Annotated in this window: 14 protein-coding genes; 13 read left to right on the top strand and 1 reads right to left on the bottom strand. The window is 69.2% G+C overall.

What is annotated here, in order from left to right; translation table 11 throughout:
* Positions 1-13 precede the first annotated feature (13 nt).
* From ACLBWJ_RS13070 to ACLBWJ_RS13050, 5 genes are all read left to right on the top strand, one after another.
* Positions 14-457 carry a hypothetical protein gene (locus ACLBWJ_RS13070; protein WP_447660478.1) on the top strand — a complete coding sequence of 148 codons (444 nt, stop codon included), beginning with the start codon at positions 14-16 and terminating at the stop codon, positions 455-457.
* Positions 457-867, top strand: a complete 411-nt coding sequence (locus tag ACLBWJ_RS13065) for a hypothetical protein (protein WP_447660477.1) — start codon at positions 457-459, stop codon at positions 865-867. The genes ACLBWJ_RS13070 and ACLBWJ_RS13065 overlap by 1 nt, the downstream gene beginning before the upstream one ends.
* Before the next feature lie 71 nt (positions 868-938).
* Positions 939-1,460 carry a phage tail tube protein gene (locus tag ACLBWJ_RS13060; RefSeq protein ID WP_447660476.1) on the top strand — a complete coding sequence of 174 codons (522 nt, stop codon included), beginning with the start codon at positions 939-941 and terminating at the stop codon, positions 1,458-1,460.
* 74 nt (positions 1,461-1,534) lie between these two features.
* Entirely contained in the window at positions 1,535-2,128 is a 594-nt protein-coding gene (locus ACLBWJ_RS13055) for a hypothetical protein (RefSeq protein ID WP_447660475.1), read from the top strand.
* A gap of 263 nt (positions 2,129-2,391) precedes the next feature.
* Positions 2,392-2,523 carry a hypothetical protein gene (locus tag ACLBWJ_RS13050; RefSeq protein ID WP_447660474.1) on the top strand — a complete coding sequence of 44 codons (132 nt, stop codon included), beginning with the start codon at positions 2,392-2,394 and terminating at the stop codon, positions 2,521-2,523.
* On the opposite strand, the gene ACLBWJ_RS13045 is transcribed toward ACLBWJ_RS13050, so the two are convergent.
* Positions 2,504-2,713: a hypothetical protein gene (locus ACLBWJ_RS13045; RefSeq protein WP_447660473.1), complete on the bottom strand. Its 210-nt coding sequence runs from the start codon at positions 2,711-2,713 to the stop codon at positions 2,504-2,506. The genes ACLBWJ_RS13050 and ACLBWJ_RS13045 overlap by 20 nt on opposite strands.
* A gap of 44 nt (positions 2,714-2,757) precedes the next feature.
* Between ACLBWJ_RS13045 and ACLBWJ_RS13040 the strand changes: the two genes are divergently transcribed.
* Genes ACLBWJ_RS13040 through ACLBWJ_RS13005 form a run of 8 tightly spaced genes read left to right on the top strand, consistent with a single transcriptional unit; the run spans position 2,758 to position 13,878 of the window.
* Positions 2,758-5,796 carry a phage tail tape measure protein gene (locus ACLBWJ_RS13040; RefSeq protein ID WP_447660472.1) on the top strand — a complete coding sequence of 1,013 codons (3,039 nt, stop codon included), beginning with the start codon at positions 2,758-2,760 and terminating at the stop codon, positions 5,794-5,796.
* A gap of 34 nt (positions 5,797-5,830) precedes the next feature.
* Complete coding sequence (locus ACLBWJ_RS13035) at positions 5,831-6,616, top strand: hypothetical protein (RefSeq protein WP_447660471.1); 786 nt, start codon at positions 5,831-5,833, stop codon at positions 6,614-6,616.
* Positions 6,617-6,626: 10 nt separating this feature from the next.
* On the top strand, positions 6,627-10,127 hold the full coding sequence (locus ACLBWJ_RS13030; protein ID WP_447660470.1) for a hypothetical protein: 3,501 nt from the start codon (positions 6,627-6,629) through the stop codon (positions 10,125-10,127).
* Positions 10,127-12,028: a DUF859 family phage minor structural protein gene (locus ACLBWJ_RS13025; protein WP_447660469.1), complete on the top strand. Its 1,902-nt coding sequence runs from the start codon at positions 10,127-10,129 to the stop codon at positions 12,026-12,028. Before ACLBWJ_RS13030 ends, ACLBWJ_RS13025 begins: the two co-directional genes overlap by 1 nt.
* An 8-nt stretch (positions 12,029-12,036) precedes the next feature.
* On the top strand, positions 12,037-12,270 hold the full coding sequence (locus ACLBWJ_RS13020) for a hypothetical protein (RefSeq protein ID WP_447660468.1): 234 nt from the start codon (positions 12,037-12,039) through the stop codon (positions 12,268-12,270).
* Positions 12,267-13,076 carry a hypothetical protein gene (locus ACLBWJ_RS13015; RefSeq protein ID WP_447660467.1) on the top strand — a complete coding sequence of 270 codons (810 nt, stop codon included), beginning with the start codon at positions 12,267-12,269 and terminating at the stop codon, positions 13,074-13,076. The genes ACLBWJ_RS13020 and ACLBWJ_RS13015 overlap by 4 nt, the downstream gene beginning before the upstream one ends.
* Positions 13,076-13,525: a hypothetical protein gene (locus ACLBWJ_RS13010; RefSeq protein ID WP_447660466.1), complete on the top strand. Its 450-nt coding sequence runs from the start codon at positions 13,076-13,078 to the stop codon at positions 13,523-13,525. Before ACLBWJ_RS13015 ends, ACLBWJ_RS13010 begins: the two co-directional genes overlap by 1 nt.
* Complete coding sequence (locus tag ACLBWJ_RS13005) at positions 13,522-13,878, top strand: hypothetical protein (protein ID WP_447660465.1); 357 nt, start codon at positions 13,522-13,524, stop codon at positions 13,876-13,878. The genes ACLBWJ_RS13010 and ACLBWJ_RS13005 overlap by 4 nt, the downstream gene beginning before the upstream one ends.
* The last annotated feature ends 3 nt before the right edge of the window (positions 13,879-13,881 follow it).

Genomic DNA, 13,881 nt, shown 5'->3' with positions numbered 1-13,881 from the left:
CGGGAGGTGCCTTGTGGCCGATGACAGCTTCGATGCCCTCATCCGGGACCTCTCCGGCGTCGCCGACCTGGTGCCGAACAAGGCCCGTCAGGCCGTGCAGCAGACCCTTATGCGCACGCGCGATCAGTGGCGCAAGGCCGCCGCTGGCAACCCCCTCGGCCGCCAGTACACCGCCGCGATCGACTACAAGATCGCATCGACCGCCGGCGTCATGGGGGCCGGTGCCGGCGGCGCCGCAACCATCGAGGGTGAGGTCGGCCCGAACCTCGAACGCTACGGCGGCAAGACCGGCCGCGGTGGCCTCGTGCCCTCCGCCGGTATCTTCGACGACCCTCTCTCGTCCGTGTCCCGCGCCCCCGATCGTGCGCGCCGGAAAGCCGAGGAGTTCGCCGGCGAGGAGCTAACCACCGGCCTCGAGATCGCCGTCGAGCAGTCGCTGAATGAGAGGAACCTCTGATGCTCAGCGATCACACCGCAGCCGCCGAGGCTCGACTCAACGCTCACGCGAAGCTCGCAGGCAAGCTCCACGACACCGTGCGCCGAACGGAAGAGGGCGGGCTCGTCGCGGACAACTACGTCGTGTTCGGCGTGACCCTGCCCGGCTACACCGGGCACCGGCAGAGCGGCACCCCGGACCACCAGGGCGACACCCGCGTCGAGATCTTCACGCGCGTCGTCGCGACCTCCCGCGACGGCGCGAACCTGCTCACCGATGCGGTCGCCGAGCAGCTGCAAGGTCAACCCCTCGCGGTGGCCGGGCGGTCGGTGACCGGCCTGGACAGAGATCTCGAAGACCTCGAGTACGACCCGACTGCTCGCCTCTACCACCGCGATTCCTGGTTCACCGGGGTCAGCTCGCGCGCGTAGGCCCACCGACCCCCTCGACTCGCTGAGGGTCCACCGACACCCCGGCCACCGGGGAAACGAAAGGAGATGCGATGGTTGACGCCGTCGAACCTCAGAACGGCCCTCCGGCCGTTGACCAGACCGGCAATCTCACCATCTGGGTCATCCCGGGTGCGACCACCGGGATCAACCTCGACCAGATCACAAAAGCGAACCTCGACGCGACGTCCGCCAATCGGATCACGTACGACTTCATCCCGGGCGGGTGGGCTCTGACCATGCCGCAGGAGAAGACCGACGACCCTCGCCTCACGGCGCGGCAGCGTCGGCAGTCCCTCGGCATCGTCAACCCCGAGCTGGCAGACCTCGAGTACGTCGACACCGAGGTGGCGAAGTCGGCCGCAGTTCTACTCAAGGGCGGCGGGTCGTTCATCTTCGTCGAGCGCCGAAAGACGCCGAACCGCACCCTCGCCGACACCGGGCACAAGGTGCGAGCGATCAAGGTATCGCTCGGTGTACAGGCGCCGGGCGGGCTGTCCGGCTCCAAGTTCACCCTCACTCAGGCCGCGGTCATCGACTACGTCTCGGAAGAGCACGCGCTCACCGCTTCCTGATCCATCCCCTGCGGGGGCGTGCCGCCGTGCGCCCCCGCAGGTTTCCTCTCACGGCGGAGAACACGGCGGACCCCATGACCACCTTCTCTCAGCGCCTCGCAGCCGCGAAGGCCGCACCGCGCCCGCACCGCGACGTGCACGTGCTCCTCGATACCGGCCTCGCCGAACGACGTGACGCTCTGCTCGAGCAGCTCGCGGACGCCGAGGAGCGAGACGCCTCCAACATGCGTCTCGCCGCCAAGAACGACGAGCACTCCGCACCCATCCGGGCCGAGCTCGACGAGATCGCGCAGGCTGCGGCATCCGCCGTCGAGAAGATCCGCATCACCCGCATTCCCGGCGACCAGTGGGCCGAGATCGTCTCGCGCCACCCCGCGCGGATCGACGTCCCACTCGACACGCACTACGGGTACAACTACGACGCCGTGTGCAACGCCGCCGCGGTTTACCGCGACGAAGACGACACCGCATACGTCCACCGATTCGAGGGCGACGAGCTGATCCCGCTCGAGCGCGGCGAGTGGTTCGACCTCATCTCGGTGGTCTCTGGGAACGAGGCGACCGAGCTCCGTGACGCGGTCTGGTCGCTGAATGAGTACGAGCCCTCGAAGGCCATCGACCTGCTCGTAAAAAGCTTCGGAGTAGCGACGCGCTCCGAGAACGAGTAGCTCTCGCCGCGCGCCTCAGAGTCGCCCCGCGGCGACTCTCTGGGTGGGAGCCACGCACCTTCTACGAGTACGACGGCGATCGCCTCGTCTCGTCACGACCCGAACCCGAGTACGACGACGAGCAGGTCGCCCTGCTCCTCGCTGAGGCGCGCATCCGTGCGCTCACCGGCGACCTCGGGGAATGGCTACCGGATGCCACGAGTGACGCTGCAAACCCGAACGAGTACGGCTCGGGATACAGCTACGCGCCTCGGGGGCCGTTCGTGAACTGGGCGCAGAGAGCAAAGCTCGACGCCATCGAGGAGTACAAGAAGCAGGCCGGTGAGAAAGCCAACTTGCACGGCGTCTACTTCACGGCTGAGCGGGTCGACTTCGCTACGACCGGCGAGGGCTGAGCACTCGCATCACTAAGCCGACTGCGAGCACGACGACGCCGAGGATCGCTGCCGGCACCGACGCGTTCAGCGTCACCTCGGCGACCGAGTTCGAGCCGAAGAACGTCCCGAGAAGCACTGCCAGACCGGTAATCGCGATGATCGCGGCGCCGATCGCGACGACGACGGTCCAGGGCTCTCGCTTCTGCATGCCGCCGACTCTACAGCTCAACAGCGACCCCCCGGGAGGCATACATGGAACGCGTCGTTCGGGTCTCTCTCGCTGCGCAGGTGAATGGCTTCGTCAACGGGATGAACCAGGCCGAGCAGGCTGCCCGGAAGGCGAAGGCCGGGTCCGAGGAGGCGACTGCCGCTTACGAGCGCCAGAAGCAGGCCATGAACGAGGCCGGCATCGCGCTCGGTGCCGTCGGGGCCGTGGCGACGGCGTCGACCGCTCTCGCAGTGAAGGCCGCGATCGACTGGGAGTCGGCGTGGGCCGGTGTGACGAAGACGGTCGACGGCAGCGCGTCGGAGATGGCATCCCTCGAGGGTGAGCTCCGCGGCCTCGCGACGACTCTGCCCGCGACGCACCAGGAGATCGCGGCCGTCGCGGAGGCGGCTGGTCAGCTCGGCGTCGAGCGGCAGAACGTCGCGGCGTTCACGAAGACGATGGTCGACCTCGGTGAGACGACCAACCTCACTGCTGATCAGGCGGCGACGAGTCTCGCGCAGCTCATGAACGTGATGCAGACCGCGCCGGCGGACATCGAGCGGCTCGGCGCGACGCTCGTCGCGCTCGGCAACGACGGCGCCTCGACGGAGGCCGAGATTCTCGAGATGGCGCAGCGCATCGCTGGCGCCGGCAAGCTCATTGGCGCCAGCGAAGGCGAGGTCCTCGGCCTCGCGAATGCGCTCGCGTCGATGGGCGTCACCGCCGAGCTCGGTGGTGGCGTCGCGTCCCGCATCCTGCAGGACCTCTACTCGGCCGTGCAGACCGGCGGCGAGAAGCTCGAGGGCTTCTCGAAGGTCGCGGGCGTGAGCGCTCGCGAGTTCGCGACTCAGTTCCGCAACGACCCCGTGCGTGCGCTCGACGCGTTCGCCAAGGGGCTGAATGGCGTCGAGTCGTCCGGTGGCAATGTCGTCGCGACCCTGTCGGACCTCGGGTTCCGTTCCTCGGAGGAGCAGCGGGTGCTGCTGCAGCTCAAGGGTGCCGGCGACCTCCTCGCGGAGTCGCTCGACCTGCAGGCTGTGGCGTGGGAGGAGAACACCGCTCTCGCGAACGAGGCCGCGAAGCGTTACGCCACCACCGAGGCTCAGCTGCAGGTGATGTCCAACCGCGTGAACGAAGCCGCGATCGAGTACGGCGATGTGTTCCTGCCCGCGATGCAGGCGGCCGCACAGGTCGTCGGCGAGCTCGCGCTCGGGTTCGCCGAGCTTCCGCAGCCGATACAGACGACCGTCGCCGTGACGGGAGCGCTCGTCGGCGTCGTGGGCCTCGCCGGCGGCGCGTTCCTCCTCGCCGTCCCGAAGATCGCGGAGTTCCGCGTCGCGCTCGCGACCCTGTCGACCTCATCGATGCCCGCCGTCGCAGGCGCGGCGACCGGCGTCACTACCGCGGTGGGGAAGACGGTCAGTGGTCTCTCTGCCGCTGCCCGGTTCATGACGGGCCCCTGGGGTCTGGCTCTGGCCGCCGCGGTGGTCGGAGCGGCGGCGCTGCAGCAGCAGCTCGAGAAGCTCGCTGCGACCTCCGAGGAGATGCAGAACAGCCTCAAGCTCGGCGACGGTGCGACCATCCTCGACACCGCTCGCGTCAGCCAGTTCACCGTCCTCGACGGTGTGCTCACCAACTCGAAGGCCCAGCTGAAGGGGCTCGACGAGACGCTCAAGCAGCTCGAGATCTCCGCGAAGGGCTTCACCGACGGCGCTTGGTGGGAGTCAGGGTTCTTCAACCCGGCGAACAAGGCGAGGCTGGCGGCTCCCGAGGACGCGCTCAAGCGCATCGGCGATGAGCTGGCGAAGCTGGCTCAAACCGATGGCCCCGGCGCCGCGGCTGCGTTCCAGCGCGTGGCGGATCAGACGGATGGGAGCTCGGACTCCCTGCGGCGGCTGCTCACGCAGATGCCCGCCTACGAGCAGGCGCTCGTCGACCAGGCCACGAGCCAGGGTGTGAACGTCGCTGCGATGTCGGACGCAGAGCGTCTGCAGGCGTTGCTGAACATCGCGACGGAGGAGGCGACGCCCGCCGCTCAGTCGGCCGGCGAGGCGTACCAGGAGTCCGCGCGGCGAGCCAAGGAGCTGACGGACGAGCTCGTCGGTCTCATCGAGGCGATGGACGAGTCGAACGATGTCGCCGGCGATGCGATTCAAGCGAACGCACGCTACCGCGAAGCGCTCGACGGGATCGCTGCAGAGGTGGAGCGGCAGAAGGAAGCGTACGAGGAAGCCAACGGCTCTCTTGACGGCTTCACGCTGTCGCTCGACCGGAGCACGACCGCCGGCGCGGCCAACGCCGCGGCGCTGTACGACGTGTCGGCGGCCGCGCGAGATGCTGCCGGCGCGCAGTACCAGCAGGACCTCACGACGATGAGTGCTGAGGACGCGACCCGGAAGTACATCGAGACCCTGTCGGGGCAGCGGCAGGCGTTCATCGACACGGCGACTCAGGCCGGCTACAACGCCGACGAGGTCTCGGCGCTCGCCGACGAGATCTTCCGGGTGCCCGATGAGAAAAGCACTCGGCTGCTCGTCGAGAACGCGCAGGCTCGCGATGCGACTCAGAAGGTCAAAGATCTGATCGACTCGCTGCCGTGGACTCGTCGGATCCAGATCATCGCGGAGACGGTTCAGACCGGCGCGTCCCTCGGGTCGCTGGGGGCTGCGGTCAACGGTCGCCGGGCTAACGGCGGCATTATCCCCGGGCCGCCGTCAGCTAAGGACAATCGCATCTATGCCGTGGCGACGGGTGAGTTCATCGTCAACGCTCGGCAGACTGCGATCCCGGAGAACCGCGCGGCGCTCGAGTACATCAACTCGGGTGGTCGCATCCGCGGCTATGCGGGCGGCGGCTACGTCAACGGGTACGACCGGTACGACGTGCAGCAGCCGATCTACGCGGGCGGGGGCACCGCCTCCCGGGTTGTGGGCGCCACCGCGAAGGACATTGCAGCGGCGGTGTCCGACGCCTTCGCTGCGCACCCGCGGATCTCGATTACCGAGGTGAATCCCATCCACACCGACCCGGTCGCTGATCGGCTGTCGGGGCAGAAGACGAACGAGGCCGGGGAGCTGCTGTGACGGCAGCCCCCGGCTGGGCGGGGAGGCCGAGGTCATGTACTCGATCCGTGGTCTGAGCCTGGACAACCCCAGCGCAGGGTGGGAACTCAACGCGAAGACTCAGACCCTCACCGACCTCGAGCGTGAGCTGGCAGCGGTGCGGTCCCCGGGCCGCGATGGTGTGATCCCGTCGGCAGGCCCGTGGTCCGCACCGGTGTGGCCTCTCGTGATGCGTGTGGAGCGGCGGTCGCAGGCTGCCCTCCACGCGCTCATCACCGGGGGGAGCGAGCTCACTCAGGGCGCGTTCTCGATCGGCTACTCATTCGCGGGCCTGTCCGTGCTTGAGGACCATCTGCTCGCTGGCTACGCGATTATCGCGTACTCCCTCCGCCTCGACGGGGTCTTCTGGCGCGGCGCCCTGCGCACCACCGCCGCGGCATCGCTCTCGGCGGCGTCGGTGCCTATCCAGTGCTTCACAGAGGACGGCGGGCTGTCCGCTCCCGTCGGTGACGCTCTGGTGCGCGTCAAGGGCGCGGTCACCGGCCTGCAGGTCACCGACAGCTCCGGGGCCTGGTTCACCTACACCGGACCCGTCACCGCGTCGCAGTGGCTCCGGTTCGAGAGCGCGACCGGCCGCGCGTTCCTCACCACCACGGACACATGGACCGGCGGCACCGAAGTGTCCGGCGCGATCGACTTCGGCGGACCACGCGGAACGTTCGAGATCACGCCCTCATGGACCGCCAGCCCCGCCGTGCGTGCCGGCGCGCTCACCGTCGCCACCGCAAGCCGCAGCAGCGCATCCGTCCAGGTGCGCGGACGGGCGGCGTACCTGATCTAAGGAGTCCCTCGTGCTCGACATCCGCCTCCGCCTCGCCAACGACGACGGCACCCCGGGGCGGGTGCTCGACACGCTCTCCCTGGCGTGGACCGGCTTCTCGGCGCAGTCGGTGAAGTTCGCCGTCTCCGAGATGGTCTCGGAGAAGCTGAACGCGCCGTTCCTCGTCATCGTCGAGTACACGACCTCGCCGACCGGCCGGTGGAAGCGCGTCCCGCGTAACGACCTGTTCATCGTGGACGAGGACTCCGCCGACAGCGTCGACACTGCCGCCGCAGTGACCTTCACCGGCTCGTCGATGGTGCCGTGGCTCGCCGCGCGCTACCCGCTCTGGTGGCGCGACGGCGACTCCGTCGACGACCTCGAGCGCCGCTACACCGACCGCACGCCTGGTTTCGTGCTGCGTGACCTCATTCAGGTCGCGCAGGCGGCGTCGGGGTGGGGAGGGCGCATCACGCTCGGCTTCACCGACTCGACCGACTCTGCGGGACAGCCGTGGAACCAGCGGGTCTCGATGGCCTGGCCGCTGTTCACGACGCCGCTCAGCCGTGTGATGCAGACCCTCGCCGAGCAGGGGTACATGGAGTGGTGGTCCGAGGGCTACCAGCTCCGCGCTGCAAATCCCGGCACCGGCACCGACCGTTCCGACACCGTCACTCTCGGCGGCCCGGGGTTCTCCCGCGCGCCGGCGTCGCGGAAGTTCGACCCGGCGACAGCGATCGTCGTGCAGTACGAGCTCGGCTGGACCCACTTCAACAACACCGGCGCCGAAGGCCGCTTCGGGAACCTGTTCAAGGTCATGACGCAGCCGGGGGCGAAGACCCGCGACGTCGCCGAGAAGAACGTCCAGCCCGCCCTGGCTGAGTCCCGTGCGATGCAGGAGGAGCTGTCCTACGAGTGGGAGCTCTCCGGCGACGGTGTGCCCGTGCCGTGGGAGTCGTTCCAGGTCGGCGACGTCGTCACCGCCCGCACGCGCCGCGGCAAGAAGGTGCTGCGTGTCATCGGGCTGGACGTGTCGAAGGACTCCAAGGGGCTCGTGAAGGCGACCGCGGTCGTCGGGTCGAAGCTCCTCAGCCTGCAGGCCAAGCTCGCGAAGCGCTCGGCAGCCGCGTCGGTAGGCCAGATCATCGGCGGCTCCGGCGTCGCACTGCCTCCCGCAGCGGCGCCGGCAAAGACCGCCCCGCTGCCGCCTGCCGCGGTCCGTGTGGCGAGCAACGTCGGGTCATGGGGTGAGGACGGCTCCGAGCGGTCTACGGTCACGATCGCATGGGATGCCGTCGCGCAGGCGGTCGACGGGCTCACGGTCGACATCGACACCTACGAGGTGTGGTCGCGGCCGGTCAACGAGCCGATGTCGCTCCTGACCCGCACGACCGCGCTGTCGACGACCGTCGAGACGTGGACGCCGGGGGAGGACCGGCTCATCGCGGTGCGGGCGCGCTCCCGTGCCGGGGTGTGGTCGCAGCTGTCCCCGGAGATCGCGGTCACGCCCGCCCGTCCCGTGTCGATCGTTCCGATGGCGCCGACCGGCCTTGCGGTCGAATCCAACTCGGGTGCGTTCGCTTCCGATGGGACCGCGACAGCGACGGTTCGCCTCACGTGGGATGCGGTCACGCAGGCCACCGACGGCGGCCTGGTGCAGGTCGCGGCGTACGAGGTGCTCGTCCAGGACGGGCAGGCATGGACGCCGCTGCTCGAGACCGCCGCTCGTGAGGTCACGATCACCGTGCCCTCGGGCAAGGCTCGCGGCTTCCGTGTGCGTGCCCGCACTGCTCTCGGGGTGTGGGGTGACCCGTCGGCGATGACGACGGTCACCGGTGCGGCACCTGCTCAGGTGACCACCGCGCCGTCGGCGCCCGCTCTGACGACGGGCCTCGGCCTGGTGATGATCGGGTGGGACGGGAAGCTGTCCACGGACGCGCCGGTGCCGTCGTCGTTCCAGCTGCTCTACGCCGAGACAGCGCCCGCTTCGACGGGACCGTGGACGCGTGTCGGTGTGCCCGCTCGCGCGGCCGGCCAGGTCGCAACGGTACGCGGCACGGTCGGGGCGGAGACGTTCGCGCGGCTCGTCTGGGTCGACACCCTCGGGCGCACCTCGACGGCGTCCGCGGCCGCGTCGATCGTCGTTCAGGCGATCGCGTCGGGCGACCTCGACGAGGCCGTCACGGACGCGCTGTCGAAGGCATCAAAGGATGCGACGGACGCGAAGGCCGCCGCCGCGACGGCGGACGGTCGGCTCACCGTTTCGGATGCGGCTCCGGTCGCCGCCGACGCCACGGGGAAGCCTTCGGGCGCGGTCTGGTTCCGACGCGATACCTCGAACCGCTTCATCGGTGCATGGGAGCTCGGCGCCTTCGGGTGGGTCGCACGCACCATCGAGAACGCGATGATCGCGACACTCGACGCGGCGAAGATCAACACCGGCTTCCTCGACGTCGCCAACCGGGTTCGCGCGAACGCGATCAGCGTCCGGCAGCTCCTCGTGGGCGACTTCACCAACCTCGTCGAAGACCCGTACTTCGATCTGGGCGGCACGGTCGCCTGGCAGGGCAGCGGCGGCACGTTCGTCGCCGACGCCTACGAGGGGCACGCGACCTCGCTGCGGATCGTGAGCTCCGGTGAGCGCACGCAGCCGGGCATCCCCGTCAAGGCGGGGGACCGCTTCACGTTCGCCTGCGTCTACAAGGCGTCGGGGTGGCCCTCGGGCGGTGCCGGCGGGCTCCGCCTGCAGCAGTCGAAGGACGGCGGCACCACGTGGAGCGATCTCGCATCGACCACGTTCGGTAACGCCACGGCGTGGACCCCGAGCACGGTCGAAGCCACGATCCCCACCGGCGTGACCCACATCCGTGCGCGGATCGCGTTCGCGGCGTCGGGCGCGACGATCACGGTGAACGGGTTCTCGCTGCGGCGCATGAATGGCGGCGAGCTCGTCATCGACGGCTCGCTCTCGACGCGCAAGCTCAACGTCGCGGAGATCTGGGGCAATGAGGCGTGGCTGAACGTGCTGCGCGCGGGGCTCATCGAGACCTCGATGCTCTCGGCGGGATTCGGGCAGAACCTCGATATCTCCGCCAACGGTGCGATCACGCTCATCGCCGGGCAGACCTCGGCGCAGGCCGCCGAACTCTCCGATCAGAGGACAGCGCTGAGCGGCGTCGCCGACCAGGTCGCCAACCTCGGCGGTCAGGTCGGTGAGGTCCGTTCCGCCGCGGACGCAGCGGGAGTGGCCGCCACCGCGGCGGCAGAGGCGGCACGGGCCGCGCAGGAGAAAGCGGACGGGCTCGGCGCTTACGTGCGGATCCTTCCGACGGGGCTCGAGATCGGGGCGCCTGGCGCGGCCACATCGGTGATGATCACGCCCTCGAACATGACGTTCAACGTGAACGGCGTGCCGGGGGCCTATCTCGACGCGGGGCAGTTCATCGCCCCGCGGTTCGTGGGTGAGGAGGTCGACTTGGCGAATCTGAAGATCAAGCGGCAGGGCAACCGCACCGTGTTCAAGGCGATCTGATGGCGAGCGGTGCATTCTCCCGCCGCGGGAACGTTCGCCTCGAGGTCAACATCGGCCAGTGGGGTCAGAACGTCGCTGCCAACCAGTCGACCGTCGGCGGTGAGGTGTGGCTGGTCAACACCAGCGGCTACACGTACTTCGGCACCGGCGCCAACGGGGTGTCGTGGAAGGTCAGCGCGGGCGGTCAGGAACAGTCGGGCCGCAGCGACTACAACCTCGGCCCGAACGGGCGCCTGCGCCTGTGGCAGGGATCCTTCACGATCAACCACAACCCGGACGGCACGATGTCGATCGGGTACAGCGCGGACGGCTCGTCGAGCGACCTCGGGACCGCGTGGGCGGGCGACAGCCTCCGCCTCGACGACATCCCCCGGGTGTCGGGTGTCACGATCCTGCCGTCGCTTCACGACGTGCGCCCGGATCAGGTCACCACCCTGGTGATGAACCGGGCATCGGACACGTTCCAGCACGACATCTACATGGACTGGGCGGGCCAGCGCGTCGGCCTGCAAGGTGCGGTCGGGGCGCAGTGGGAGTGGCGGCCGGCGTGGTCGATGCTCGACGCGATCCCGAACGACACCACCGCCGTGAGCACCCTCACCGTGTTCACGCTGGACGCGAACCGGAAGCTGATCGGGTCGGTCCAGCAGAACTTCCGGCTGAACGTCCCGGCATCCGTCGTCCCGACCGTCGGCGACATCACGGTGCAGGACGCCAACCCGACGGTGGTCGCGGCGGTCGGCGCGTTCGTGCAGGGCGAGTCTCTGCTGCGCGCGACCGTCGCCGGTCAGGGCGTCTACAGCTCGACGATCAAGGCCAGCCAGTTCAGCGTCGACGGGAACACGGCAGCATCCGGCGGGACGGTCCCGCTCCCGACGGCCGGCGACCGTGCGCTGGGCGCGGCCGTCACCGACTCCCGTGGGCGCGTGGGCACGAAGTCCGCGACGATCAAGGTGCTGCCCTACGCGCCCCCGCAGGTGCAGGCAGCCATCCGGCGGGCGACGTCGGCCGGCACGCCGGACGAGGACGAGGGCACGTTCCTGCGTGTGGATCTGGTGGCCGCGGCGCAGTCGCTCAAGCCGGCCGACGTGGAGAAGAACAGTCTCACCATCCGGGCATGGACGCGGGAGCGCGGTGCGGCCGCGTGGACGGAGCGCAACGTCGTCACCCCGGGCGGGCTGACGTACAACACGTTCTTCCTCGTCTCCGGTGGTGGTGTGTTCGAGATCACGAAGAGCTACGACGTCCGCATCAGCGTTGCCGACAAGCTGCGCACGGTGACGTGGGAGACGACCGTCTCGACGGCCGACATCCTCATGGATGTCACACCTGACGGCGTCGGCATTCAGAAGTACCGCAACCGTGGTGCTCTCGACGTCGGCGGCGACGGGTACTTCGACGGCGACCTGTTCGCCGGCGTCGGCGCGACCGTCGTCGCACCGATCGGGTCGACCCAGATCTGGCCAGGGAAGGTGCTGCCGGGTCCCGGCTGGGCGTGGGCAGACGGGGCCGCGATCTCGCGCACGCAGTATCCCGCGCTCTTCGCGCTCATCGGCACCGACTACGGCGCCGGGAACGGGTCGACGACGTTCAACCTGCCGAACTCCAACGGCCGGGTGGTTGTCGGGTTCGACGCCGGACAGACCGAGTTCAACACGGTCGGCAAGACCGGCGGAGCGAAGACGGTGACACTCACCGAGGCGCAGATGCCCGCGCACTCACACGGGCAGGTCGTCACCGCGAACAGCGGCGGAACCGGCGTCCGGCAGGACTACGACCTCGACAAGGACGGCCTGCAGGTCTACCCGCAGGGCGTGAACACCCTGTCGGCCGGTGGGGGACAGGCGCACCCCAACCTGCAGCCCTACATCACGCAGCGCTACATCATCCGAATCGCATAGGAGCACCCATGAGCGACCCCATCATCCGAGCGATGCTCGAGGAACAGGCCGCGTCGCTGCGCGCGTCGGCGGCACAGTTCGACATGAACCGTGCCGCCGCGCTCGCCTCGGCGCAGGACTACGCCGTGCAGGCCGGCGGCGCCCGCACCCAGGCGGCGAAGATCGAGGAATCCCTCGCCGCCTACGACGAGGCGTTCCCGCCGCCCGCGGACGACACCGTCGACGGCGAGGCCGCGTCATGACGACACCGCACGAGATCCGCGTGTTCGTCGGTTCGACTCGGCCGAAGAACTGGTACGGCCAGTGCGCCGGCCTGACCTACCGGACGATCAACGACTGCGGCGGGTACGCCCCCGACATCTACGGGTCCGCCTTCGCCGCCTACCTCGCAACCGCGATCGAGTCCCGCAACCCCCGGAACGCCCCGCCCGGAGCGATCCACTACTGGGACTACACCGGAACCGACGACCGCGGCCGCATCGCCCGTTGGGGGCACGTCGCGATCGACATCTACGGCGGCGGGCACCAGGTGCTCTCCGCCACCGGCTACGCGCACGAATGGTGGGGCGAGAAGGCGGGCCTGATCACCGTGGAAGCGCAGACAGCCCGCGGGATGCCGTACCTCGGCTGGTCCCGCAACTACGGCCGCCGCAATCGCCTGTCGATCACCATCCCGCAGTCCGCCGGCAGCGGCACACCCGCCACATCCCTGCCGACCCCGACCCCCGTCGTCACGACCAAGTCCGAGGAGGACACCATGACCACCCTCATCCGCATCACCGACGGCCCGCACCGCGGCACGAGCTTCACGCTCGAGCCGTTCCGTGGCATCAAGGCTCACGCGAACGTCATGGGCGCTCGCCTCGCGCTCCGCGCCCGCAACGGCTCGTGGCCTCCGGCCGAGGGCCAGGGCTTCGAAGCGTTCCGCAACAACGAGGCGAACGGTGAGCTCCAGTGCACCGACGAACACGCACGGTGGATGGCCGACGTGCTGGGCCTCCAGGAGCTGCTGCCCTTCCCTGGTCCCGGTGAGCTGAAGCGGCTGTGATGCGTCGCCTGTGGCGAGCCTCGGTGTGGAACGACGCTCAGATCGACCCGGAGGACCACAAGCACCGGTGGAAGCTGCGGCTGTGGATGCCGCTGTACCTCGCCACGGTCGTGCTCGCAGGGATCGGGGTAGCCAACCACGGCTCGCCGGTCCTCGACCGCACCTTCCCCGACGCGATCGTGAACGCCCTTGGCTTCTCGCTCGTGTGGTTCGCGCTCGTCGCGTACATCGGGATCACGTTCCCCGCCCTCTGGCGGGTGGAGATCGCCGGGCTGATCGCGACGTCGATGATGATCGGCACCTACGGTGCGGCGTTGCTGTTCGTAGCCGAGTCGCCCTCGTCACGCGAGTTCCTGTCCTGGCTCGTGCTCGGCGGCGTGGTGTTCGTGTTCTCCCGCCTGACCACCCTCGGTGAGGAGATCAAGGAACGACGGACGGGAGCCGCATGACCCCTGACGCCTGGACCGCGATCCTCGGCGGCGGAGGCTTCTTCGGGCTCGTTGCCGCTCTGCTCGTGTTCCTCGCCACCCGCGGCAAGACACGCACCGACGCGAAGAGCGCCCTGGACGCCCGGATCGACGCGCGCGTGCAGAGCGAGCTGTCCCGGGTCTACACCCGGCTCGACGAGGTCGAAGAGGCCGCGGTGAAGCGCACGTCCGCGTTCGCTCGCATCCTCCGCTCGATCGCACGCCAGTGGCCCAACGAGCACGGCCCCGACCTCGACCCGTCCGACATCTCACTCATCGAAGACACCATCCCGCCGACGTGGCTCCGCCGCGCCCGGCCAACCAACCAGACCTAGGAG

It is taken from the genome of Microbacterium sp. M4A5_1d, assembly GCF_053345465.1.
The sequence above is the reverse complement of the archived record's forward strand: the minus strand, read 5'-3'. Positions and strand labels throughout refer to the sequence as shown.